The 22,160-nt window shown below is 58.3% G+C and carries 29 protein-coding genes; 5 read left to right on the top strand and 24 right to left on the bottom strand.

Features of this window, described 5'->3' with window-relative positions; genetic code table 11:
• The first annotated feature begins 30 nt into the window (after positions 1-30).
• Positions 31-294 carry a helix-turn-helix domain-containing protein gene (locus tag AV929_RS05980; protein WP_080510047.1) on the top strand — a complete coding sequence of 88 codons (264 nt, stop codon included), beginning with the start codon at positions 31-33 and terminating at the stop codon, positions 292-294.
• Positions 295-299: 5 nt separating this feature from the next.
• Here the strand turns inward: AV929_RS05980 and AV929_RS05975 are convergent, their stop codons facing one another.
• Entirely contained in the window at positions 300-542 is a 243-nt protein-coding gene (locus AV929_RS05975; protein ID WP_230458844.1) for a hypothetical protein, read from the bottom strand.
• Positions 543-1,121: 579 nt separating this feature from the next.
• On the opposite strand from AV929_RS05975, the gene AV929_RS05965 reads away from it, so the two are divergent.
• On the top strand, positions 1,122-1,430 hold the full coding sequence (locus tag AV929_RS05965) for a hypothetical protein (RefSeq protein ID WP_064287709.1): 309 nt from the start codon (positions 1,122-1,124) through the stop codon (positions 1,428-1,430).
• Between the two features lies 1 nt (position 1,431).
• Here the strand turns inward: AV929_RS05965 and AV929_RS22595 are convergent, their stop codons facing one another.
• From AV929_RS22595 to AV929_RS05925, 10 genes are all read right to left on the bottom strand, one after another.
• A complete protein-coding gene (locus AV929_RS22595; protein ID WP_230458848.1) occupies positions 1,432-1,566 on the bottom strand; it encodes a 30S ribosomal protein S14 in 135 nt (44 codons plus the stop codon).
• A gap of 943 nt (positions 1,567-2,509) precedes the next feature.
• On the bottom strand, positions 2,510-3,583 hold the full coding sequence (locus tag AV929_RS05960) for a Cdc6/Cdc18 family protein (RefSeq protein ID WP_064287708.1): 1,074 nt from the start codon (positions 3,581-3,583) through the stop codon (positions 2,510-2,512).
• Between the two features lie 265 nt (positions 3,584-3,848).
• Positions 3,849-4,448 carry a hypothetical protein gene (locus AV929_RS05955; protein WP_064287707.1) on the bottom strand — a complete coding sequence of 200 codons (600 nt, stop codon included), beginning with the start codon at positions 4,446-4,448 and terminating at the stop codon, positions 3,849-3,851.
• Between the two features lie 305 nt (positions 4,449-4,753).
• Positions 4,754-4,969 carry a hypothetical protein gene (locus tag AV929_RS05950; protein WP_064287706.1) on the bottom strand — a complete coding sequence of 72 codons (216 nt, stop codon included), beginning with the start codon at positions 4,967-4,969 and terminating at the stop codon, positions 4,754-4,756.
• Positions 4,966-5,127: a hypothetical protein gene (locus AV929_RS21755; RefSeq protein ID WP_155120727.1), complete on the bottom strand. Its 162-nt coding sequence runs from the start codon at positions 5,125-5,127 to the stop codon at positions 4,966-4,968. Before AV929_RS21755 ends, AV929_RS05950 begins: the two co-directional genes overlap by 4 nt.
• A complete protein-coding gene (locus tag AV929_RS05945) occupies positions 5,124-5,321 on the bottom strand; it encodes a hypothetical protein (protein ID WP_008312796.1) in 198 nt (65 codons plus the stop codon). Before AV929_RS05945 ends, AV929_RS21755 begins: the two co-directional genes overlap by 4 nt.
• On the bottom strand, positions 5,318-5,641 hold the full coding sequence (locus AV929_RS05940) for a hypothetical protein (protein WP_064287705.1): 324 nt from the start codon (positions 5,639-5,641) through the stop codon (positions 5,318-5,320). Before AV929_RS05940 ends, AV929_RS05945 begins: the two co-directional genes overlap by 4 nt.
• The gene (locus AV929_RS05935; RefSeq protein WP_064287704.1) at positions 5,641-5,946 is read right to left on the bottom strand and encodes a hypothetical protein; all 306 of its coding nucleotides are present in this window, start codon (positions 5,944-5,946) and stop codon (positions 5,641-5,643) included. Before AV929_RS05935 ends, AV929_RS05940 begins: the two co-directional genes overlap by 1 nt.
• A complete protein-coding gene (locus AV929_RS05930; RefSeq protein ID WP_064287703.1) occupies positions 5,939-6,382 on the bottom strand; it encodes a hypothetical protein in 444 nt (147 codons plus the stop codon). The genes AV929_RS05935 and AV929_RS05930 overlap by 8 nt, the downstream gene beginning before the upstream one ends.
• Complete coding sequence (locus AV929_RS05925; protein WP_064287702.1) at positions 6,382-6,660, bottom strand: hypothetical protein; 279 nt, start codon at positions 6,658-6,660, stop codon at positions 6,382-6,384. Before AV929_RS05925 ends, AV929_RS05930 begins: the two co-directional genes overlap by 1 nt.
• A 215-nt stretch (positions 6,661-6,875) precedes the next feature.
• Here AV929_RS05925 and AV929_RS05920 point away from each other — a divergent pair, with 215 nt between their 5' ends.
• Genes AV929_RS05920 through AV929_RS05910 form a run of 3 tightly spaced genes read left to right on the top strand, consistent with a single transcriptional unit; the run spans position 6,876 to position 9,385 of the window.
• Complete coding sequence (locus tag AV929_RS05920) at positions 6,876-7,085, top strand: hypothetical protein (RefSeq protein ID WP_064287740.1); 210 nt, start codon at positions 6,876-6,878, stop codon at positions 7,083-7,085.
• The gene (locus tag AV929_RS05915) at positions 7,078-8,895 is read left to right on the top strand and encodes a hypothetical protein (RefSeq protein ID WP_064287701.1); all 1,818 of its coding nucleotides are present in this window, start codon (positions 7,078-7,080) and stop codon (positions 8,893-8,895) included. Before AV929_RS05920 ends, AV929_RS05915 begins: the two co-directional genes overlap by 8 nt.
• A gap of 4 nt (positions 8,896-8,899) precedes the next feature.
• Positions 8,900-9,385: a metal-dependent hydrolase gene (locus tag AV929_RS05910; RefSeq protein WP_064287700.1), complete on the top strand. Its 486-nt coding sequence runs from the start codon at positions 8,900-8,902 to the stop codon at positions 9,383-9,385.
• Between the two features lie 405 nt (positions 9,386-9,790).
• Here AV929_RS05910 and AV929_RS05905 read toward each other — a convergent pair whose 3' ends face one another.
• The 13 genes from AV929_RS05905 to AV929_RS05845 form a co-directional block, all read right to left on the bottom strand.
• A complete protein-coding gene (locus AV929_RS05905) occupies positions 9,791-11,272 on the bottom strand; it encodes a glycosyltransferase family 39 protein (RefSeq protein WP_080510045.1) in 1,482 nt (493 codons plus the stop codon).
• Positions 11,273-11,334: 62 nt separating this feature from the next.
• Positions 11,335-12,921, bottom strand: a complete 1,587-nt coding sequence (locus AV929_RS05900; protein ID WP_064287698.1) for a hypothetical protein — start codon at positions 12,919-12,921, stop codon at positions 11,335-11,337.
• Positions 12,922-12,990: 69 nt separating this feature from the next.
• Complete coding sequence (locus AV929_RS05895) at positions 12,991-15,120, bottom strand: hypothetical protein (RefSeq protein WP_064287697.1); 2,130 nt, start codon at positions 15,118-15,120, stop codon at positions 12,991-12,993.
• A complete protein-coding gene (locus AV929_RS05890; RefSeq protein WP_064287696.1) occupies positions 15,117-16,313 on the bottom strand; it encodes a hypothetical protein in 1,197 nt (398 codons plus the stop codon). The genes AV929_RS05895 and AV929_RS05890 overlap by 4 nt, the downstream gene beginning before the upstream one ends.
• A 3-nt stretch (positions 16,314-16,316) precedes the next feature.
• Complete coding sequence (locus AV929_RS05885) at positions 16,317-16,892, bottom strand: hypothetical protein (RefSeq protein ID WP_064287695.1); 576 nt, start codon at positions 16,890-16,892, stop codon at positions 16,317-16,319.
• Between the two features lie 24 nt (positions 16,893-16,916).
• Positions 16,917-17,945, bottom strand: coding sequence for a hypothetical protein (locus AV929_RS05880; RefSeq protein WP_064287694.1), 1,029 nt, complete (start codon positions 17,943-17,945; stop codon positions 16,917-16,919).
• A gap of 149 nt (positions 17,946-18,094) precedes the next feature.
• Positions 18,095-18,592, bottom strand: a complete 498-nt coding sequence (locus AV929_RS05875; protein ID WP_064287693.1) for a hypothetical protein — start codon at positions 18,590-18,592, stop codon at positions 18,095-18,097.
• Positions 18,593-19,522: a phage tail tube protein gene (locus AV929_RS05870; RefSeq protein ID WP_064287692.1), complete on the bottom strand. Its 930-nt coding sequence runs from the start codon at positions 19,520-19,522 to the stop codon at positions 18,593-18,595. It lies immediately after the preceding gene.
• A gap of 85 nt (positions 19,523-19,607) precedes the next feature.
• The gene (locus AV929_RS05865; protein ID WP_064287691.1) at positions 19,608-20,159 is read right to left on the bottom strand and encodes a hypothetical protein; all 552 of its coding nucleotides are present in this window, start codon (positions 20,157-20,159) and stop codon (positions 19,608-19,610) included.
• A complete protein-coding gene (locus AV929_RS05860; RefSeq protein ID WP_064287690.1) occupies positions 20,156-20,692 on the bottom strand; it encodes a hypothetical protein in 537 nt (178 codons plus the stop codon). The genes AV929_RS05865 and AV929_RS05860 overlap by 4 nt, the downstream gene beginning before the upstream one ends.
• Positions 20,693-20,699: 7 nt before the next feature.
• Positions 20,700-21,464: a hypothetical protein gene (locus tag AV929_RS05855; protein ID WP_064287689.1), complete on the bottom strand. Its 765-nt coding sequence runs from the start codon at positions 21,462-21,464 to the stop codon at positions 20,700-20,702.
• Positions 21,465-21,467: 3 nt separating this feature from the next.
• A complete protein-coding gene (locus AV929_RS05850; protein ID WP_064287688.1) occupies positions 21,468-21,851 on the bottom strand; it encodes a hypothetical protein in 384 nt (127 codons plus the stop codon).
• A gap of 2 nt (positions 21,852-21,853) precedes the next feature.
• A complete protein-coding gene (locus AV929_RS05845; RefSeq protein ID WP_064287687.1) occupies positions 21,854-22,159 on the bottom strand; it encodes a hypothetical protein in 306 nt (101 codons plus the stop codon).
• Position 22,160: the final 1 nt, after the last annotated feature.

Below are 22,160 nucleotides of genomic sequence, written 5' to 3'. Positions count from 1 at the left end.
ATGAGTACTGCAACGCCACGCTCGAACAACATGCGTAAACAGGCAGATTGGATGACGCCGTCTGATGACCGGGTTTTGGAGCTTATCCGGGAGTACGGCAATCTCACACCATCTGCCATCGCCGACAAAGGAGACATATCGCGGCAGCACGCGAGCCAGCGTTGCAGTGAGCTTGCGGAGTATGGACTGCTTACCCGTGTCCACCGTGGTCTCTACGGCATCACTGACCATGGTATTGCCTATCTTGACGAGGAACTCGACGCCAGCACGCTCGACCCTGTCGACGAGTCCTGACATTCTCACGCGGGCTGTGCTATCAACGATAGCTCATCTTCCAGCCAGTCGGGCGTCTCGATATCGGCGAGTTCCCCATCGCGGTACGTGCTCTCGACGTCCATCTCGCCGGACAGACTGACTTGGCAGATCCAGCGCCGGCCATCGGGGTGCGTGACCTTCAGTCGGTGGCCGTCCTCGCTGCGGCCCTGCTGGCGCACCTCAACTTCGTTGCCGGCGTAGTCCCGGATACTCATTTTCTGTGGCATACACGCCACACCGAGGGGTGGATATTGCTTAAAAAGGTGCTAGATGTCCGAATAATCGGGACGCGATGCCCATCGATATTATCCGCTGTTCGTTTGGTGGGTCTGGTCGTGGCGTGGGCGGTACAACTGAAACAATATCAGCATACCACCTGGCTTCCGAAAACCATAGCACGTCTAAACAAAGCTCAGTGATGTGCTGTTATGACAGGAGGAGTTATACATAGACTGTGGTCATGATCAGTAATAGTGTCCTTAATCAGATCAGCATGATCCTCCGCATATCACTCTCACTAGACTTTGTGATCCTGATCTTTCTGCTCGGCGAATACAGATCAATGAATCGAGATTCTATATCTCCTCTCAGGTTGAAGCCGTTGAAGTACGGAATTTTGGTGATCTTAGGATCAGTCATTATAACTGTAGCTACGATATCTCTCAGGGTTTTTTCTGATATCTTTGACTTTGATATAGGCGTGCTACCATTACTAGCATTTATAACACAAATGATAATCATAACTGGGGCCTCAATCTGGCTATCCCATATTATTTTGAACGAGTGAACGCTAATGTTGAGTCAAGATGGAGGCTCCCGAGGATGGATGGCACAAAGAAATTTTTGATGAGAATGATCTAAAATTATTGAGAGATGAGTATAGCCAGAAGGACGAACCCATTAAAACATTTGCAGAAGGCTGCTGTGATGATGGACTAGTTCCTGGACAAAGGGTAGAGAATTTGGCCTATATTATTGGTGAATTTGCTCACTCAAATTTTAATGACGAAGGACTGTTTGTTGAAGTGATTGAAAAAAGTGTAGACGGAGAGGAAGGTGAAAAACTAGCGAAGTCTTATATCGGGATCCAAGCAATAAAAGATCTTGAGACTTGATCTAACTATATTTTCTAAAACCCATATTCGATGCAAGGCTTTGAAAGCACTGTCTACACAACCAGATATCGTATTTTCCGATAAGACCTTGCTCTCGTCCACAATATTGACATGCACTTAGTTGCTTAGTATGCACAACCTTTTGGACTAATTTTGGTTGGTCTTCGATCTCAGAGTTTTGAATAGACCACCATATATTCCAAAGATATGCCTTCTGTGCCTTTCGAATCAGGACCTTATTTGTTGATTCATTAGAAGATCCAAAAGCTGCTTCAGCGGCGCTGGTGAACTGTCGCTTCCGTTTTTCTAAATACTCTCTCGCCTGGTTTGGACTAATTGGATCATCAATAGCTGAGCGCGTATTGCCGGAAGTGAAGTTACTATCTTCAATTCCTTCAAAAAACTGACTTTCGAACTTTTGTAGTGAATCAGTCCACTCTGGTCTACTTGATTTAGCATATTCGATAATTTGTCTCAGATATACTCCATTCTTTATTTTTAGATCACTGGGATCTATACCCTGCGTAAAATGGTTATATGCCAACTCGTAGATCTGGTCTTTGCATCCAGTACTATACTTACCAATTTCGCTCAGCGCTTCAAATAGTTCGTCAGAACCCGCTGATTCAGGGTCAAAAGGCAGGTCATCGCGATACTCTTCTTCAGTTACAGTCCTGTGGTGGGAGGTACCCGTATCGGAATACGATTTATTAGGGGATCTGGTATCGATATCGTCTGCCATTGTTCTGGAATCTTCCTATGTGGCCGAACGGCTGTGCTAGGTACATTACTGTTAGTCACGTAAATAAGACTTAGGTGCTGTTTCTTTTGGGTAATACGCTGGAGTTCTCTCAACTTTTCATTGACCGTAGCTATTTCAGCCTTTCAGATGAGTGAGGATATACTCGAAACGGCCGATACCGACGACAGTGGCCTATCCGCCATCGGCTTGTCGGCTCACAATTCGACAACAGTTGGCTGAAGTCTCGACACACATCAGCCGCAGCACCCTTTTCGATGTCCTGCAGGTACATGATTTAGCACTCACCCAGCGGCCTGAGAAAACCCCCGCACAGCAATCAATCTTGCAGGCCAGATTGGAGTGCTCTACTCAGGTCGATATCGTAGCCGGACCGGACACTCTGGTCGATAACCGCATACCGACGATCCCGCGTTGAGCCCAGCCGCTCAACAAGGTCGTACTCATCGAGCTTCCGGAGCTTCCGGCGCTGTGACCGCTCCGCCAGTGGCGTTCGCGAGCGGCCGTCGTACGCTCGGTCGGCGACAGCGTCGTAGCGGTCGTGCAGCGTCTCACCATCGATTTCCCCGGCGTCCCGTACCAACGCGTAGAGCAGGTGATGATGGAACGACAGCGAGTCCAGCGCTGCCTGCCGCATCCACTCCCGGGCCAATGGATATGCGCCGGCGACGTCCTCATCGCGAACGGTGTGGTGGTCCCGATCCTGTGCCAGCGTCGCTGCGGCCAGCAGCGAGTAGATCCCGAAGCGGGCGACGCCGGCGACCTCGTCGGCGATCATTTCGAGCTGGCGTCGAGCGACGACGCCATGGTCCAGTCCCTTTTCCGCGCGGGGTTCGAGAATGTCGGCCAGCTCATCGGTGCCGTAGCGATCCAGCGCCAGCGTCTGTCCGTGCAACCGATGGGTGATCCGTCTGGGGGCGTGGGTCAGCCACTCGGTAGCGTCGTAGCAGATGACCACCAGCGAAATCCCGGTGACATCTGCCAGCCGTTCGAGCGCCTTGGTGTCGTGGATGTCAGAGGCCTCGTCGAGGATAACCACCAGCGGGTCCTCAACTCGCTCGCGCAAGGAGAGACACAGGTCTTCGAGCGGCGTGTTGGTAGCGGGTTTGGGTCCGACCGCCGCCAGCACTTCTCGGATGATGCTTGCCGTCGACGCTCCCATACACTCGACGTGGGTGTAGTCGAGATCGTGGCGCTCGGACAACTGGCTGAGTGTGTGTCGCGCCAGGACAGTCTTCCCGACGCCGGGCGACCCTTCGATGAGGAGGTCGTTACCCTGCCGGCCGCGCTTTGTGGGGGCGAGGGCGGTGGCAAGCCGGTCGACGGCGGCGTTACGGTGGAGAAGGCGCTGGGGCGGGTACTCATCGTCAAAGACCGACCGGTCCGCAATCATGTCAGCGACTGATGATAGCGTGGTATATAAATGGGTGCGTGATGTCCGGATGTTGGCCACCATCAGTTGTCGTGGGTCTGGGTTCTTTGTTTAATCAGATGGAGTGAAAGTCCTTCAGGCACACGTCCGGTGATCCAGATTTACGGCTACAGTTCTAGAACTCTGTGGTGGATCGGTCATAGGGGACTCGTATCTTGGGTGCGAATATGCCCGACCCCCTCGCAGAATTGGATACAGCCACACTGAAACATAACCGTTTCCGGTATCAAATAAGATTGGCCAGTACAATACCGGCGCCGAAACCAATTGTCACTATTCCGAACCAAATACTGAGCTTGGCTAGCCAACCAATGTTGAATTCGTTCTGGACTAAATTTTCTACAGTTTTTTTGTTCCGGTGTATGACGTTTTCTTGTATCGCAAAGGGGTTATCCTCCTCTCGAGGGTCGAACTGTTCGTTATCCTCAATCTGGAAAATACCACTTTTTGAGAAAGTCTCGTCTAATATATTTTCAATAACGTAACGTCGGTCTTCGGCATTTATCCGTTTTCTATTATATGTCTTCATGACGACAGAGATCCCTAATAGAACTAAACCAACAGATAAAAACAAAATACCAGATTTCAGCGACCAAATCTCGAAGGTTCTGAGATCTAGTGACACGATGTGTCCAGTGAATATCGCAACTGCGAATAAAACAAAGTAATACGAGTTATGCATGATACCATCTCTATATCTGGACTCCTCGCTGTACTGAATATACCCCTTAATTAAGTCATCTACATCGGGTTCAACTCCGTCAGTATCTTGATCAGTGTCTGTTGACCCGTAGTGCGCCCATCTGGATTCAGAATCATCCGGCATAGGATATAAGATATCTCGCCCTGATATCTGTCTATCGTCTGTTGATATTATAAGTAGCGGTTAGTCTTTTATACCCTTCACACTGCTTTAGGCTCAGAGTATTGTTTGCAGATGAATCCTATAGATATGTGGATTGGTGTTATTATAGTCATGTGATCTCATTCGACCCTCACCGGCGAACCTAACACACTCTATCGACCTCCCATCTGTACTGTTCATGCTACAAATGGATTCACTGCATTCACAACAGCTGATATTGGGTAACCAACCGCCGGCCATCCGAAGGCTACAAGAATAGGAAGTGGTCAGCCCTGCAGTTGCTCAGCGTACCAGCGGCTATGCACGAACCGCTGTGGGCACCACTGCTCGTGTGGGAAGTCGTCGATGTTCGTCGCCACAGCCCTACACTCGGTACACCGAATCTCGCCGGTCGGCCGGCGTGCGGTCAGCCCGCCCTGCCCGACCGAGGCCTCCTCGAAGACGAGTTCGAACGTCGTTGACGGGTCAGCGAAGGACTTCATTTGAGATCGACCTCCAAGCCACTCGACCGTCGGTACGCCAACAACGCGAGTCTGTCGCGAGGGAGCGGCACGTACACGCCCAGCCGTAGCGAGGACAGCGGCGTGAGCTCGACATGGGCCCAGTCGATGCGGCCCTGCCCGTACTGCATCTCGGTCATGCCAGGACCTCCGCACCTTCGATGTCGATGCTATCGACGATCTCCGATCCAACGTAGACCCACTGACAACCGTTCCAGCGCTCCTCGACGCGCCGCCAGCCGCCCTCGTCACGCGGTTCGTAGCGATCCCGCTGGGCTGGCCCCCGGAGTGGCTCGCGTCGCACGACGACCGCGTCGGTCTGGTCCGGACTCATCGGGACACCCCGGTATCGATGTGTAGGCCGTCGTCGATAGCGTCGTAATCAACGCCGGCGGGGATTGCGCGCTCGCCGCGTGCGAACTCGACGCGTCGGATGTGCTTGCAGCCATCGGAGGGTCGCCGGTGGATCATGTCCGGACAGTCACAGCAGGGAACGTGGGGCGTGACGATGTAGCGCTGCCCGCGGTTGTAGACCGCGACTTGCTCGTCGCGGGTGGCGGGGTCGTCCGGGTAGACGTCCATGTGCTCGGTCAGCGCCGCCACGTCACGCTGGTCCAGCTGGGCGAGGGCGTCGATGTCGACAGCTGCCGCCATCAGTCCTCACCCTCCTCGTCGTCGTGAACCGGCGTCTCCAGTCGGAGTCGTGAACGCGGGTAGGCGTAGCGCTGGACGCGTTCGATATCGACGGTGGTCCGTTGGGCGAAGACAGCCTCAACGACGCGGTCGTCGGCTGGGTACTCCTCGTTGTAGTTGGCGACTGTCGCACCATCGCCGCACTCGTGCTCGTCGGCGCGGGCGGCCAGCATCGCAACGACGACCAGCGGCGCGTCACGATCCTGCTCACGGTCGTGGACGTGGTCGCCGACATGGAGCGGCGGCCGGTCGTCGGACTCACTCATCGGCAATCGCCTCCAGTGCGCCGACGCGAACCGCGATATTGGTGTGGCTTTGCAGCCAGTCCCGGGCACGGCGTTGTGCGACGGTCACGTCCTCGGCGTCAACGTGGTCCGTGTCGGCCCACTCGTCGCCGTCAATAATGACTTCGACACAGCATTCTGCAACAACTTCGAGAGCGCGCTCTCGGGCGGCGTGGGACAGTCGCCCCCACGCTTGGTGTGCCGCGCTCGTCAGTTCGTCGTCACTGGGTTCGGGCCAATAGTCGGCCGCGGTGTCAGCGTACGCAGCCGCGTCGCAGAACCGTTTGAGCTGCTCATCTTGGCTGATCGACTCGTAGACACGGTCCTGCAGAACAGTCGCGTCGTCGACCGCGGCCGTCATTGCCTGCTGGAGGTCCGATTGCTTGTCCGTGGACGATTTGGGCCGGTGGACCACCATCACGCACCGGCCTCCATGGCGCGGGCGAGCATGTCGTCGAAGCCCTCGTCGAACCGGAGGTCGTCCCACGCCTTGACGTGGCGGACCCAGTCGTCAATGTCGCGGCCGGTGCCGGCAAGGTCAAACACCTGGACGTCATCGCCGTCGACGACGAACACGCGCTCGTCATACGCGGCAGCTGCCATGTAGTAGTGGGTGCGACCCTCGGAATCGGTGCCGACGAGCGCAGCGCCGTCGGGAACAGTACTCTTTTCGGTGGGTGCGATGTAGTCTTGCATTGCTTGCTTCCTGCAAGCGGTCGGACGTGTGACAGCACGTCCCGGCCTTTCTGCGACCGGCGTCCCGCTTCACAGTAGTTAGTACATTTGCTAACTCCATAAAGGTTAGCATTTGCGCTAAGGTTAGAACAAACACTAACTATTAGTAGATGCGCTAAGTACGCATGTACAAGAGGTTAGCAAATACTACAATGGAAACAGCAAAACAGCGGGGCATGGCCAAAACTCGCGCACTGCTCACCGAAACCGAACGGGAGCAGATTTCCGGCGACCACGGCAAGGACCGGCGTTACCAGGCGACGTCTCGCGTTCGCCGGCGCGTCGAGGAGGAGTTGACGGAGGACATCGAGGTCCTAAAAGAGCATCACCCCGACCTGCTGGAGGAGGTTCGGGCGGTGGTCTGTGAGGAGAAAGACGATGCCTGAACAGGCACAACTCGACCCTGAGGAGATGTCCGACTCGACTGTCACGCTCGGCGATGTCCAGTTCGACCCCGTTGCAGAGCAGGACTTCCGGCTGTCCGTCGAGGGGACCAGCGGCACTGGAAAGAGCAACACACTGGCCGTCATCCTGGAGGACCTCGCCGACGTGGCCATCCCGACGCTCATCGTCGAACGACTGGGGGCGCTGTCGCCAGTCCGCCTCGAAGACGAGGATATCGTCGTGGTCGGTGCTCGCCAAGAGGACGGCGTCGACCTCGCCGTCGGGCTGGAGGATCTCGACCAGCTGGGCTCGTGGGTTCTCGATCGCGGCATGAAGGTCCTGCTGGATGTCAGCACCTACGCCGACTACGAGGCCGAGGGCAGCCGGGTCCACGAAGCGGCGGCCCGGGCGGTCCGAAGCCTAAACGACCGGGCCCATGAGAAGTACCGCAGCGGCGACCGGACGAAGTCGCTACTCGCTGTTGATGAGGTCCATTACATGGCCCCGAAAGACAGCGCTCCGGAGCCTGAACTCGACGAACACGTCAAGCGCTGTCGGGGGCAACTCATCAAGGTCGCTACGGAGGGTGGCAACAAGGGTATCTCGGTCATCACGGGCTACCAGCGCCGGGCGTTTTTGCACAACGGCATCATCCAGCTATGCGATGACTACATCGCCCACAAACCCGGTGACGAGGACGTTGACCGGACGGCTGACGCGCTGCGCTGCTCCGAGGAGGAGCTGGCGAACCTAGGCACCGGGGAGATCCTCGCGCGCGGCGAGTCCATCACGGACGGCGACCTCGTAGGCCCGACCACAGTCCGCAAGCGATCGAGCCCGGACCCTCGCGAAGAGTCGTTCGAGCTCCCCGAGACTCCCGACGAACTGAGCAACGTCCTCGAGGACATTCAGGAGGAGGTCGAGGCCGAGCGCGAGCGTCGTGAGCAGCGCCAGGACGAACTTGAACAGCTCCGTGAGGAGAATGAGCGCCTACGCGAGGAGAAAGAGGAGTTGGAGCAGGAATTGGCCGATACCTCGCGGCTCGGCGATGCGCTGAAAAATCTCGCGGACAGTGGTGATGCCGCACCAGCCGCTGCCCAGGACGTTGGGGAAGGCGTGGCGGACCTGCAGGAGCGCGTGTCGGAACTGAAGGCCGAGCGCGACGATCTACAGGAGCGTCTTGACGAACAGCAGGCGACTATCGACGAACTCCGCGACGAGCGCGATGGACTCCAGGACGACGTCGCCGACCTAGAGGTCGAGGTCCAAGAAGTCCGGGCAGCCTTCGACGGGGCCGCTGAGCACGTCCAGGAACTGGCCAGTGCTTTTGACGTGGATGTCGACGTAATGGATCCGGAGGCCGGCGTTGGCACTACTGACGAGGAAATCACCGACCTTCGCGAGCGCGTCGACGAATTCGAAGCCGAGAACGAGCGACTTCGGGAGCAGCAAACGGAGACGCTGGAACCCTTGGCCGACTACGAGTCGTTCCTTGAGGACGACGCCGTCCGGGCAGCCATCGACGGCGCGAAAGAGGAAGCTACCTGCTCACCACGGTACATCAAGGGTGTGCTCGCAACCATCATCGACGAGGGCAGCTGGGTGTCCTACGACGCCGTCGCCGAGCGCCTGGGAGTGTCGACGACCAGCGATGTCTCGAAAGCCGCATCGGAACTGGAGCGGCGGAAGGTCATCAAAAAGGACAGTCGTGATGGCGGGATGCACGTTGACCTAAACGTCGACGGACTGAACGAGGTCCGTGAGGCTGCGGCCCGTCGCGAGAAGACCGAGCAACTGATGGACGAGTTGTAGGCCGATGTACCAGAACGGCCACTACGGCGCAGCGCTGCTGTTCATCGCCCCGATCGGCGCGCTCCTCATTGCTGCCGGCTTCGTCGAGCTCGCCCTCGTCGCCGGGATTACGGCGGTTGCCCTCGCGATGGTGCCCGATCTCGATCAGCGGGTACCGGGTGTCACGCACCGCGGCCTGACCCACACGGTCTGGTTCGCGCTGCTGGTCGGCGTGCTCACGGCGTCGGGTACGGTGGCGCTTACCATCACTGGCCCCGTCGTATCAGCCGTGACAGGGTTCATCGTCGGTGCCGGAACCATCGCCTCACACGTCGCCGCCGACGCACTGACGCCGGCGGGCGTCCGGCCACTAAGTCCCGTCGACGAGACGCGCTACTCGCTTGACTTAGTCAAAGCGAAGAACCCACTCGCGAACTACGCGCTGCTAGGACTGGGGATCGCCGGCGCAGCGCTTGGTGTCTGGGTCGGGAGCACGGTCGCGAGCGTCTAACCAATGTGCCGACTCGCTGGCTGTGATTGGTGGTCCGCAGCGAGAGACACACCACCGCTTCCGGAGTAAACGGTAGACGTGACAGCTTCAACTTCACAACCGTCTGTCTGAGCCCAGACCACCTCGGGGAACACTCGCCGGGTGGTGCAAGTTTCACAAATACTGATTGTTATCTGTGGGGGTGGGTGGGCCGACAGCGCTGCCGCTGGCGAGCCCGCTCAGGTCTTAACCAACGGAAACCGGCATTAGCCCTGAAGTGTAGATTAAGACTGAGAAACAGCGAGGCTACTGCGATCGGATGTCGTCGACGTCCGCTGCAGGATCGATATCGAGCAGGTACTGTGCCTTCTCGATGCCGGGATGGGGCTGCCAGTCGACGCCGGCGTAGTGATCACGCCACTCGTCTTATTCACCTACATCTTCACAACTCCCGACATGGACTTCCTTCCCATCTTTCTCCACGTAGGCCTTGCAGTCTTCAATCTGAGATTTGTTTTCAACGAACGACGAAGAGCCCTTCGAGTACAGATTCCGCGCTTCTTTGCCATGCACTTTACCGTAAATCAAAACACGAGTTGCCGGTGTGGCCCCTTGCCAGCGAGTGGCATTCTCTTGAACCCACGGTCCAACGAACGTCACTGAATCAGCTTGCTGAATGTCGAAGGATTGGAGTTGCTGACCTGCCTCGACCGCTTCGCCTTCTGCGACCTGATTCGGGCTAGTGGTAGCTGAACTATCGATGTCGCTTAGGACTGGGACTGCTGTCCCAGCAAAGACTGCTGTTTCGAAAAATAATCCGTATTGGACTGCAAAAAGTAGGAGAACAATCGCGACGATGCGCCCCATGTCAGTGCTGCGGACTGCGGGAAGAGTCTTCGGTAGATTGCCTCCAATTACAGTTGCGCCCAACAGTGCTAAAGGAGCCAAGAGGGCCCACAGGTAGTAGATATGACTCATCCCGAGTGGGAGGAGAACTGGAATTGATAAGCCACTGGCAAGCCACGAACTAAGCAGGAAATATTTTCGTTCGTTCGTGGTATAGGCTCGCCATCCCGCCCAGCCGATTCCAGCGATTGCGAGTGGCATGGTGAAGGTTCGGGCGATCTGCAGCGGATGGGTTGGGAACTTCGTGATGTAATTCCACCAGCTCAGGTCCAAGAAAATCAGGGGATCGTTATGAACTCCGAAGAATGTGTAAGTACTTGCGCCACTCGGCTGGAGGAGTGTTAGTGCCCAGACTGAGGCGATCGCAGCGCCCGTAACTGCGACAGCGCCAGCTGCCTTACGATACTTTTCGTGATATACCAAGAGAGTCACCATCGGGAGGAGAATCGATGCCTCCCACATATGGTTGGAGACAGCTATTGCGACGACAGCAAGTGACAAATAATACCAACGTTCACGTCCCTCGTCCAGATAGCGAATTAAGAGATATACAGCGGCAGTCGTAAGAACAATTCCGAGCGTTTCTGGAAACCACCGGTCAGAAATCCGGACGGTGATTGGGTGAATCCAAAGCAGTACTGGGGCCAGCAAGGCGGCCCGCCGTCCCTCTAATCTGAATGCGATACTGGAAAGCAAAAGCGCCGCGAATATAGTTGAGAGTACGCTCACTACCCGACCAGCCTGCTGAATCCCCAAGGCTAAGAGCGGAGCGCTCACCACGCTGTGGAGGTGCAACGCAGCGTAGCTTTCCTGAATAGTTAGGTACGTATATGACGCAAAGGGCTCTCTCAGGATGGCCAAGCTCTGAAAGTAGCCCGCGACCTCCACTGCCGGGTTGGTGAGATAGACTGGAACTGGCGAGAGAATCACTGGCAACAACACAACTGCCGGCAAAATGCTGGCAACAAATACAAGTACAGAGTCCCGTGTGTTGAGTTTCACAGCAGGTGATTACTTACCACATATTTACTATCTATGATTTGTGATCAGGAATAGATGCATACTCAGTCTGAGCCAACAATGACCCAGTTACCACCGTCGCCAGAGCTGACGTTCAACAATCGTCTGTAGCCGTAGTTTGTATCGATCTTGATGGAACTGTTGCCGTCGATCGTCCCTGACCCTTCCGTGTCTATTGTTAGATTGTTGGTGTTGGCCTGGCCGTCGAAGTCCTTGATGATGGCATCCGTGCCCTGGGGGGCGTCCGAGGGCAGTGAGAAGGTATGCGGCGACCCACTGTCGCAGTGGAACTCATAATATGCCTCTACATCAAGCACGCCATCGCTCCCCCGGAAAGTCACCGCCCGACGAGGGTTGCCGGCATGCCAGCCACCTTGCGATATATTGTCGGACGACAGCACCCACAGGCGGCTGGTGGAGTTGACTGACGGGTTGTTGCCCCATCCCTCCTCCTCGAGCCAGTACAGGTTCTTGCCGGCCCCGTCGCCCTCGTTGAGCGCGCTATTCCCGCCCGTGCCCGAGGCACCGACGACAGTCATCCGATTCCGGGTTCCATCAACCATTTCGACGCCGTTGGATTCACTCCCGAACACTTGGACGCGGCCGTAGTGACCATTCACATTGCTCGCGTTGCCGGTAGTGTTCTCGTTGCGGAAGCCATTGCCCCCCGTTGATCCAATCAACCAGTCGACGATACAATGATTGAGCTTGTCGCCACTGCTTGCCTGATGCTGGAACACTCCATGGCCTCCGAAGCCATCGGCACGTCCCTGAGTGGCCATTTGATACCCGTTGTGTGTGACAAACCCGTGGCTGCCGGCTGTCGTCACGCCGTCGTCGTCGCTGACGACGAACCCCTCGCGGCCCTTCGGATATATAGTGTAGGAGCCGCTGACGTTGTTGAGCTCGATAGCGGTGAAGTCCCCGGTGGGCTTGACATAGCCGCGAAACTCGATACTGCAGGGGACACTGAACGTGACCGTCGAATCGACAGCATGCGCGTCTGTCGTGTCACCTGTGTCGATGATTAAGTGGTCGCCTGCCGTGAGATCGTTCGCAACGACAGATACGAGGTCGTCAGTTGGCTGGACTCGGACAGTATTATTCACACTGGTGCTGACCAGATCACCGTCAAGCGTGCCAACGTTCTGGATATCCTGACCATTCGCGTCCAGCGCTGCGACCAGCCGCTGGATGTCCGTGTCGCCGAGTTGCACATCCGGCCGCGGGTTCACGGGCGTGGACGTCCCCGCATCGCCATCGGCCGTCGCGATCTTCAACGACGGGTTCGCCGGCGGCGTGTCGTCATCGTCGACGTGGTACGCGATATCGTCGTCGACCGTCTCGTCGATGACCAGGTAGACGTGGTTTGTCCCGTTCGGCGCAGGAAGAGAGATATCTGTGATCTGGTTCGGGAAGACATCGAACGCATGGATACCGTCCTGGACGATGCAGTGCCCCGAGCCGATATCGATGGTCCCGGCTGCAGCGTCGACGATGACGCCCATCCCGCGCTCGACGTAGTCAGTTGCGTTGCTCCTCGCTGCGGATCTCGTTAGGTTTGTCTCCGAGAGGTCGTCCCCGTCCTGATAGAGGACGTCACCAGAGACTGTGGTCTCGTTGCTTGCCATGTGTCAAAAATTCACTCCAGAGTGTGCTGCAAGGGGCTCGCCCGTCGTCACAGGGTCATCGCAGTAAGCTCAGGCCCGCTGCTCGGTCGCACCCAGTCGCTGCTCGAGATCCCGGATAACCTCCTTGATCTGGTCCCGAGAGCCTAACTGGAGCACTACTTGCTCGGGGCTGTTTTCCACGGATTGGGTCTCTAAGTTCACATCTGTTGGCAAGTCCGACAACTGCACAGCCTCGATTAGTGACCGCTGTGCATCCGCCCGTGAGAGTGTGACTGTTGCCTCCACAAGTGGCGTATCAAGATTTTGCTGGAGGACGAGTGCTCCCTGTTCAGCCTGTCGCTGTGTCGTGACGCTGTTGATCTTTTTCGACGGCAGTGCCCGATCCGTTGATGGGTCGTAGTCGGACGCTTCGTACGTGCCGACCGGCTCGTAGAGGTAGTCGACGATGATGGACTGTCCATCTGCGATGTTCCCATCAGACAGCGTCGTAATCGACCCGTTCTTGTAATCAACTGTGTAGTCGACTTTATTCTCGTACAGCGTGCCATCCGACGCAGCCCGGACAGACTCCTTGGCCGTGACGAGTTCGTCCTCATCAAGACCAACGGCAGTCCCGTGGTTGGCTGTGATCTGCTCACCAGCCCTTGACTGGGCTGAGCCTCGGACGGTCGCCTTCTTGTATACTCGAAGATCCTTATCGATATCGTAGTCGACGATGGCCTCGTCTGCTGTCCCCGTTCGCTGGCCGGATCGCGTCCACTCTACACGAATGCCGGGCACCGACTCGTCATACGTGAGCTCGTATAGCGAGTTAGAGTAGTCAGCAATCTCCCGCAGCCACTCGCCGACGGTCGCTTCTGTTCGACGATTCTCCAGCACCGGACTGTTCTCGACCGTCGCATACAGCTCGTAGCTGTCGATACATTGTGGTTCGATCCCTGTCTTCGGGGTGACCGATTGAGACCCAGTCCGTCCAAGCGTGGCCTGCAAGCGCAACGACGCACCGGCTTCGGCGAAGGACTTATCGATGGTTTCCGTGTTGCTCGCTGTCTTGTAGTTTTTCCCACGGTCATTCGATAAAGCAAGTTGCTGTCCATCGTCGACACTGCTGAACGATGTGGTTGCACGCCCACCAACAACGTTACGTACCGTCTCTGCGTCGGCGAAATCCAATGCCGGCCCGTCGGGGTAGAACTGTGGGCCGTCAAGCGCCCCTCCATCATCGAGTGTATTGTCGAATGTATAGTTGAAACGCGTGTCCAGCGGGGCAACGACGTCAACAACGAAGTCGTCGGTGCCAGTCCCAATTACCTCGGCTGTTAAACTATGCGAGCCAGCAGAGAGCGTCGAATCAAGACCACCATCAGCTGATTCAGCAGCTATAATTGTCGACTCCCAATCCGGTTCATCGGTCCCTCCATCAGCTGGAGAATACGTTGACACAACATCCCCATCAATTGACCACTCAACATCTGCAGAGCTAGTGCTACTGCCATTTGTCGTCCACCGGATCGCGATATCAAAGTCGTCTGGGTCGATATCGTATTGAGTGGTAAAGTCCCACGATCTGGACTGGCCGGACGATCCGAACGTGGCGGCAGTCCCGCTACTATAAACTCCGTCAGACCTGGTTGTTGGCGAACTGCTGCTGTCCGAGTCTTCGGCCTCTGTAGTAAAACAGGTCTGACATGGCTCGACACCACCGTTGACAACCTGATAAGCATCAGTGGCCTGTTGAGAAAGGACAGTCTTGAACTCGCTCTCCGTCGCGATGTCCTGTAATAGGATCTCCTCTGAGTCTGTTGCCGGGTCATCGAAGTTCGTGGCGTACGAGGTCTCGGTCTGGATCGTGTCGCGGGCCTCGAGCCACGCCTCCTCCTGGTCGACCTCGCGTGAGATGGGCTTGTCCAGTTCTTTACCACCCTCGCCGACCAGCACCACTTCGGAATTGCCTGGCTCGACCGTGCGCAGCTCGTCGATCGGGAGCCGTTGGCCATCGAGCCAGACCCGCATCGTGGGTTCAACACCCTCGAAGTCGGCCGCGAGCCACCGATCCTTTGGCGGGACCGGGATGCGCACCTCCGGTTTCGCGTTCAGGGCTGGTAGCCACTGTGCATCGTCAAGCGGATCCGCGACCCAGGTATGGCCCGTGTTTGGATTGTCCACCTCCACGTAGAAGCCAGTTGCAGGGACAGTCACCGGTCCACCTCCGTCCGCTTGACGACATCGCCTGCAGCCTGCACAACCCTATCAGAGTCGTCAGCGATCGGATTAAGCCGGTCGATCAGACCCTGTGGCGGGCTGGAGCCGTTCGTCGGGACCGTGAACACGACGTCATCGAGGCCCCGGACGAGCGTCGCATTGAGGTTGTGCCGGTCGCCAGTGTTGAGGTCCTCAAACTCGATCTGGGCTTCGATGCGAGCGAGGCCGACATGTGTGAGATCGATATCCCAGAGCCGCCACGGTGCGTTGCCCAGCTGGACGATTGTATACTGTCCATCTGCCGGCGACCAGCGATACGCACGGAGGACATCCTCGGGCTGGTCGATCACGAGCCGTAGCCGATCTGTCTCCAAGACCATGTCACCGATCCAGTCATGGTCCGTGACGTAGACTCGCTGCCACTGACTGGCTACGTAGATGTCGTATCCTGAGACCGTGGCCGACCCAACCGTTGCTGACCCAACCGTAGCCACATCACCCGACTCTTTGTAGATCTTCGGTCGGTTGTAGGTATCCCAGATCGTACAATCTGTACGGTATTCATCAGCGTAGGGTATGTCGTAGATGAGCACAGGTCTGTCAAACGCCGGGTCACTGGCATCGTAGATATCGAGGTAATCGTGCTCGCCCTCGACCCGTCGCTGCGGCGTTGCGTCGACGACGGCTCCTCCGACATCGTCAAACCAGCGTACCTTGCGAGCTCGGATTGACAGACCAATCTCTGGGGTGGATGCTGTCCCGAACGGGTTGTCTTCAGTTTGGGGATTAGTGCGGACAGCCCGCCAGTGTGATCGCCGAGTGCCCTTCGGTGTGAGTGTGCCGTCGAAGTCTTGGATCCGGTCATCGCGAGCATCTGCGAAGTCCTCATTGATATTCTCCGGAGAGTAGTAGCCGTCAGTGGTACTGTCGCCCTCGCGGAGCGTGTACGGAACAACGTCGACACCGGATGCGTTGAACAGTTCTTCGAGTTCCGCAGCGATGAGTGGTGCGAGTCGGCCACGAACCTGTCCTGCAATCGTTTGCCGACCGGGCTGTGAAGAGATCGTCTCCGTCGACGAGACGTCGCTTTGTAGCACGCCCTGCTTCGATAGTTTTCGCTGTCGGGTCGATCCAGATTCCTGCTGGGCATCGCTCGGCACGTTGAGTGCGTGGAGTAATCGATCTGGCATGGGTTATCCTGTCCTGTTGGCGCCGTCGACAACGTCGCTGATCGCCTGAACACTGAGGAACGCGAGCGACCCGCTGAACGTCGACCCGTTCTCCGCCGTTCGCGTCCCTTGCGGGCTTTCGAGAACGACATCGAGTGGGTCGTAGAGTCCGTCTGAATAATGCTCGCCGTACTCAAGCGTGGCGGGGTTTCGCGAGTCGATCTCGGCAACACTCAGGTACTGAAACAGTACTTCGAGCTGTGTGAGGGGGTCCTCACCTGTCGCATCTGCCTTGGTCGGGCCCCCATCGCCAGTATCGCCCCACTGTTCTGAAGACCCTTCCCAGCCGTCGAAGGATACCTCCACCGATCGCACACCACCGCCGAGGTCGAGGTAGATACCCTTGCGCTTTGATTCTCCTGAGCCGACAGTGGAGCTGACTACCGAGTTGATGGTCGAGCCACGATTGTCCAGCACGAATCCGGTGCGTAGCGACGGGACAATCTCGATGTTGCCGGCCATGTGAAACTCGCCGGTCTCGAAGGTGCCGTCGCCGTCGACATCTGCCTCTACAGTGAGTATTGCTTTGTGTAATGTCATGTATTAAATGGGGTGTGAGAACCGTCAGCCCAGTCCAGAGAACACAGACTGGACTTCGCGCACCGCTTCGTCGACAACTTCTCTCTTGAAACTCTCTAATTCCGAGTCCAACTCACTACGGATGTTCCCTGTCGAAAAGTTGAGGTCTGGTGCAGGGACTTCAAGAGTGAGTCCGATGTCACTGCCACTAAAGTTGCTTACCCATGCCGGTTCTTCGATGTTGAACTCGGGGTTCGCAAACTCAGACAGCCACGCCGGTTCGGAGATCGTCGGATTGGACAACGCCGTCAACCAAGTCGGCTCTGAAATAGACGGGTCCGACAGCGTCGAGAGCCACTCTGGCTCACCGAGTGCACTGTTCAGCGCATCGAGATCACTGGAGTCAATAGAGACAGTTTTCACAGCCTGCGAGGAGTCTTGCTTAGCTCTATCGACATCGCCTTGGGCAAGGCCGAGTGCTGCACCGCCGACTGCAGCCGTATTCTCCACGGAACCCGGTAACAGCTGTGAGATTCCAGCCGCGGCGAGTTGTGTTTCGTCACTCCCGATCTGTGACTGGACGTCTTGTCCAGTGCCTCGAATCTCCTGTGTCGCGCCTACTTCCTGGAGGCCACGGACACCTCCCAAACCCAGCCCGATACCTGCAGCGCCGCCTCCCAATAGCGTTCCTGTTCCACCTCCTGCAGCCGCTGCACCACTTCCTCCGAGAGTACTCAGAGACGGTAATCGTGAGGCTGCAATACCAGTAAGTGAGCCAATGAATCCGGAGCTCTCATCTCCACCACCGCTGCCAGCGAGGGCCGCCGACTGTCCAAGCTTTTCGAGTTCGTCGTGGATGTCCTCGAGAACTTCGAGCTGGTCGTCCAGGACATCGACGGCGCCAACCGTCGCACCCTGAGATAGTAGCGACGACGGGCCGCCGTCCCCGCCAGCGCTCATCGGCTGGTTGGTCTCAACGTCGACGGAGAGTGTCCCGAGGTCGTCCTCGATCGCCGCTCTGGCTCCGTCGACATCGCTGATCAGCAGATCGGCTTCAGTTGTGAACTCACTCATGGGTTAGTCCGGGATGCCGCCCAGTGTAGAGCGGGCTTCAAGCAGATCGTGCACGGTCAGGTACGCGTCGATGTCCCGCCACGGCAGGTCGTCCACGATACGGGGGTCGAGTCCGCGGTGCATCGCGATAGCACGAGCATACTGCAGGACTACTCGTCGGTCGACTGCTCCTTCCGTGCGTCCGCGAGCCAGTCTGCGAAGCGCGGTTCGTTTCCCTCAGTCACACTGGAGAGGTCGTCGATGCGGGCTTCGGCCCAGCGCAGGAAGCCGATGGGCAGGTCCGACGCCGCAGCGATGCGAGCGTCAAAGTCCATATCATCGTCGAGATACGGCGCATCGACAGTCCCCTTCGCGACGTAGTAGACACGCCGAGCACCGGACCCTCCAGCGGCTGGGAGTTCGTCCTCGACGTGGCCATATTCGCCACCGGTGAGTCCTCCGAGGGTGACCGCGTCGACGTCCCACTCCGATCGGGCCCAGCGGACGCCGTCCAGCTGGGACTGGAGTTGGTTCCCACGCCGCTGCAGCCGTGGCGCCGCTGGGTTCTCGGCGTCCAGGGGCGCGAGTTTCTCAGCCGTCTCGCGACACTCCTCCTTGAGGCGCTCGGCTTCGTCGGCCAGGTCGTAGGTGTCAGTTTGGAGGGGCATCTATGCAACACTCACCCCGCCGTCGACGTTCCATGTGAGACTTTGTTCCGTGTTTTCTGTGTTGATGACGTTGTCCCAGGATCCCGACGCGGGCGTCACCGTGAGGTTGTACGTCGAGACCTGAGTGCCGTTGACCGTGACGTCTAGCGTCGCCGAGACACCACCGACGAGGTCTTCGGGCGAGGTCGCGCCGGCCGACCCGTAAGCCAGCTCCAGGCGCGACGGAGAGTCGGAGCCGAAGACAGCCGATGTCTCGACAGTCGACTCTGGCGCCGCGATGACAGCGTCGACGGGCGCCGGCCCTGCAGCGCCGCGGATGAAGCGGGCGATACTACTGATAGAGAGCTGTGCTGACTGCAGTTGAGTGACCGTGACACCGTCGATATCCAGCGTGAGAGCGTGGTCTGGTGCCGACGTGGCGTTGCTGACCGAGTTCACGTTCGACGGCGTTATCGACGCAGACTTGTTTTCGTCAGCGTAGAGGAACGAGATACTGAACGTCAGCAACCCACCCTCGGTGTAGTTGATCGGGGTGAACTCCGTTGGGATACAGCCAATCAGCTCCCGCTCGGCAGTCCCGCCGACGTAGTCGACGCCGGCGTAGATACGGGACGAGGCCGCCTGGCCGCTCGTGAACGAGGTCCCCGCGTCGTTGAAGACGATGTCCTCCACGTCGTCGAACGTGTCCGAAGAGATGGTTGCCTCAACGCCGACCGCGCCCTCGAAGGCCTGTTTGACGGATTCAACGTTCTCGACGACGCCCGCGTCTCGCATCCGCTGAAGTTGGTTGTCCAGCGAGAGCTCGGTCAACGAGGGATTTCGGCCGAACTGCCAGTAGTCTGGGTTGCCGTCGTTGTCCTCATCAGCGAGACTCTCCATGAACGATGTTTCTTTGCCGAACGCCAGGTTGCCGCTACCCGCACCCGGCATTACTCGATACCTCCGTCAGTGACGGGCCTGAACGTGGCCTCGTCTCGGTGTGTGTGTATCATATCTATCACTCGAAAAGAAGGGGTTAGGAGAGGTCCTCGAAGCCGTCAAAGACGACGTCGACGTCCCAGCGGAAGTAGTGCTGCCAGTCGTCGGACTGCGGTGCTGGGTTCGTCAACTGCAGATGCGTAAACGAGACGTTCGAACGGCCGGCGCTGGGGTACTCGCGCCCGTTGTACAGCGCCATCCGGATGCGATGCTTGAGCTCGTCGAACGGAATGCCGTCCTCGCCGGCGGGATCAACGTGACCGAACTGGCTTTCGTGCAGGCCTTCGACGCGCAGGCCGACGACGTGCTCGATATCAAGGTCGTACTCCGTGCCGATCGGTTCCTCGGCTCCCGATGCCTGCGTCGCACCGATGAAACAGCCCGTCTGCAACTCTCCGGTGCGCTCGGTGATCGGCGTCGTCATGTCGACTGACTGGGACCCCTCGTAGACCTGGGCATCGTCGCGGTCGACGCGCTTGATGACCACGTCGGAGGCCGTGCCGTCCTGGTTGGTGATAGAGTAGTCCGTCGCAACGCTGTCGACGACGCTGGCCAGCTGGTCCAGGACCCAGTCAACGTCAGCGCTCACTGTCCGACCTCCCGACGGAGCCAGTTGAGCGAGTCGCGCACCGCACGAGCCTCCGGCAGGCCCGAGACCTCGACTTCGGGGAGGAACGCCGGCCCGTCGCCGAACATGTCCTCGAGGTAGGGGTACTCGCCGGCATCGAACTCGAAGACCAGCAGCGGATCGCCCTCGACGGTGTGATCGCTGGTGCCGAACTCCATGAACCGAAACGCCTCGTGGGCCCACGACCACTCGACGTGGATTGACGTCCGGTCGCGTTGGTAGTCGACGCCGGCGAAGCTCTCGATGAGCGACTCAACTTTGTAGTCGCCGACTCGGCCGGCGTACCGCTCCAGCCGACCGTGGACGCGCTGGACCGACTGGAACACGAGGTTGTCGCGAGCGCCGACCATAGTCTGTTCGACGTTGTCGAGCAGGGCCTGCCGGGCCTCATCGGATGGCGCACTCGGGACGGCGATATCGAGCGTCGCCCCGACGGGGTCAGTCTCGAACTCCAGGTCGAACTCGATGGTAACCGAGGTCTTAGCGGCAGACATCGGCGCATCACGCACCACCTGGCGGCGTGAGATAGGGTTCGAGCGCGTCCATTCCGTCGTCGACGAGCTGCTGGCGCTGTGTGTCGACCCCGACCAACTGGCCATTGTCGGGGATCGACGTGACCACGTCATCCTCGATGACCAGCTCTGCAGCAGCGAGTTGGGCGACGCCTCGACGGACATCCTGCCACGACTCCTCACCGGCGTCGGCGCCGTAGTCGTATTTCAGCGTCAGCAGGCCATCGAAATTGTAGCGCTTCCCGATTGACCGCGCCCTGATGTACAGATGGGTGCGGCCGTAGGAGTCCTGACCCTCGCGTTGGACGTAATAGTCCTCGCCGCGGCCCTCGTCCCGATCCACAGCAGCGACCCAGTCCTCAACACCGCCGCCGAGTTGCCGCACCTCCAGCGAGCTGAGCGAGGACACGTAACCGTGTGGCAGCGTGATTCGAACGTACGGGCCATGGTTGGTGACAGGATACCGCGCGCCATCAGCCGATGTGAACAACTGCCCGCGCTGGGCGTGGGGTGACGACGGGACGTCGAGCCGGACCATCGACGCAGACGCTGCAGTTGTCGGGACCGCATCACTGTCGGCGCCACTGGAGTCGTAGAAGTGTCGATTGCTCTGTTTGGCGAGCCAGTCGCTCACCTTCTCGACAGCAGCCAGTACGAACTCCGTTCCGGTTGGACCGTATACGTTTGTCTCGTCGAGGTTCTTGTCCTGTAACGCCTTGCGGACATCGTTCTCTTCGCAGTATCCCGTCGCCATCCGTTAGTCCTCCTGGACAGCGTTGATACGGCTCTCGATGGCTTCGACGCCAGTCTCGCGGTCTTTGCCGTCGCGTTCGCGTTCGAGAACCGTCTCCAGCACGTCGACGTCGTCGATATCGTTGAGGATATCGCGGAGATCTGCGACCGGGTGGTCGCTCGGATCCGGGGCATCAGCGCCACCGGCATCAGGAGGACCGTCCTCCTCACGAACGACGTCGTCAGGGTCGACTCCGTGACGCTCGGCGAAGCGACGAAGCCAGCCGGTGGCGTCGTCTGGTATCTCGAACGTACCCTCCTCTCCGACAGGTGTGTTGTCGCCGTCGACGTCGACCTGCGCCGGCGCGACGCCGTCGCCCTCGCCGGCGTTGGGATGCTCGACACGCATGGTTACGCTCCCGGGTCGCCGTCGACGCGGACGCGCACTTCCCCGACGTCAGTGCCAGCTGTGGGATCGGTGCCGCCGTAACCCTCCACGTAGAGATCAGTCTCCAGGTGGTCCCACTGGACGACGTAGGAGTCGGCGTTCTCTACGCCCAGCACGCTGACGCCGAAGACGGTGTCGAAGCCGAGTTCGGCCGCCGCGTTGAACGCCTCGTTGTTGGCGTTGTCGAGGCCGGTAATGTCGAGCGTCGCGACGACGCTCTTGAAGTTCCCCGCCGACAGTCGGTCCTCGACGGTAGTGGTGTGCGTCATG

The sequence above is a fragment of the Haloarcula sp. K1 genome (assembly GCF_001647155.1).
Classification (GTDB): Archaea; Halobacteriota; Halobacteria; order Halobacteriales; family Haloarculaceae; genus Haloarcula; species Haloarcula hispanica.
The sequence above is the reverse complement of the archived record's forward strand: the minus strand, read 5'-3'. Positions and strand labels throughout refer to the sequence as shown.

Bases quoted from the DNA above. Each gene is read 5' to 3' on its own strand.
- AV929_RS05900 (WP_064287698.1), bottom strand. From the start codon at position 12,921: ATGGCAAGCAACGAGACCACAGTCTCTGGTGACGTCCTCTATCAGGAC.
- AV929_RS05975 (WP_230458844.1), bottom strand. From the start codon at position 542: ATGCCACAGAAAATGAGTATCCGGGACTACGCCGGCAACGAAGTTGAG.
- AV929_RS05980 (WP_080510047.1), top strand. From the start codon at position 31: ATGCGTAAACAGGCAGATTGGATGACGCCGTCTGATGACCGGGTTTTG.
- AV929_RS05960 (WP_064287708.1), bottom strand. From the start codon at position 3,583: ATGATTGCGGACCGGTCGGTCTTTGACGATGAGTACCCGCCCCAGCGC.
- AV929_RS05945 (WP_008312796.1), bottom strand. From the start codon at position 5,321: ATGAGTCCGGACCAGACCGACGCGGTCGTCGTGCGACGCGAGCCACTC.
- AV929_RS05930 (WP_064287703.1), bottom strand. From the start codon at position 6,382: ATGGTGGTCCACCGGCCCAAATCGTCCACGGACAAGCAATCGGACCTC.
- AV929_RS05940 (WP_064287705.1), bottom strand. From the start codon at position 5,641: ATGGCGGCAGCTGTCGACATCGACGCCCTCGCCCAGCTGGACCAGCGT.
- AV929_RS05890 (WP_064287696.1), bottom strand. From the start codon at position 16,313: ATGCCAGATCGATTACTCCACGCACTCAACGTGCCGAGCGATGCCCAG.
- AV929_RS05875 (WP_064287693.1), bottom strand. From the start codon at position 18,592: ATGCCCCTCCAAACTGACACCTACGACCTGGCCGACGAAGCCGAGCGC.
- AV929_RS05910 (WP_064287700.1), top strand. From the start codon at position 8,900: ATGTACCAGAACGGCCACTACGGCGCAGCGCTGCTGTTCATCGCCCCG.
- AV929_RS21755 (WP_155120727.1), bottom strand. From the start codon at position 5,127: ATGACCGAGATGCAGTACGGGCAGGGCCGCATCGACTGGGCCCATGTC.
- AV929_RS05920 (WP_064287740.1), top strand. From the start codon at position 6,876: ATGGCCAAAACTCGCGCACTGCTCACCGAAACCGAACGGGAGCAGATT.
- AV929_RS05925 (WP_064287702.1), bottom strand. From the start codon at position 6,660: ATGCAAGACTACATCGCACCCACCGAAAAGAGTACTGTTCCCGACGGC.
- AV929_RS05850 (WP_064287688.1), bottom strand. From the start codon at position 21,851: ATGCGTGTCGAGCATCCCAACGCCGGCGAGGGCGACGGCGTCGCGCCG.
- AV929_RS05880 (WP_064287694.1), bottom strand. From the start codon at position 17,945: ATGAGTGAGTTCACAACTGAAGCCGATCTGCTGATCAGCGATGTCGAC.
- AV929_RS05935 (WP_064287704.1), bottom strand. From the start codon at position 5,946: ATGAGTGAGTCCGACGACCGGCCGCCGCTCCATGTCGGCGACCACGTC.
- AV929_RS05950 (WP_064287706.1), bottom strand. From the start codon at position 4,969: ATGAAGTCCTTCGCTGACCCGTCAACGACGTTCGAACTCGTCTTCGAG.
- AV929_RS05915 (WP_064287701.1), top strand. From the start codon at position 7,078: ATGCCTGAACAGGCACAACTCGACCCTGAGGAGATGTCCGACTCGACT.
- AV929_RS05870 (WP_064287692.1), bottom strand. From the start codon at position 19,522: ATGCCGGGTGCGGGTAGCGGCAACCTGGCGTTCGGCAAAGAAACATCG.
- AV929_RS05885 (WP_064287695.1), bottom strand. From the start codon at position 16,892: ATGACATTACACAAAGCAATACTCACTGTAGAGGCAGATGTCGACGGC.
- AV929_RS05845 (WP_064287687.1), bottom strand. From the start codon at position 22,159: ATGACGCACACCACTACCGTCGAGGACCGACTGTCGGCGGGGAACTTC.
- AV929_RS05860 (WP_064287690.1), bottom strand. From the start codon at position 20,692: ATGTCTGCCGCTAAGACCTCGGTTACCATCGAGTTCGACCTGGAGTTC.
- AV929_RS05955 (WP_064287707.1), bottom strand. From the start codon at position 4,448: ATGCCGGATGATTCTGAATCCAGATGGGCGCACTACGGGTCAACAGAC.
- AV929_RS05855 (WP_064287689.1), bottom strand. From the start codon at position 21,464: ATGGCGACGGGATACTGCGAAGAGAACGATGTCCGCAAGGCGTTACAG.
- AV929_RS05965 (WP_064287709.1), top strand. From the start codon at position 1,122: ATGGAGGCTCCCGAGGATGGATGGCACAAAGAAATTTTTGATGAGAAT.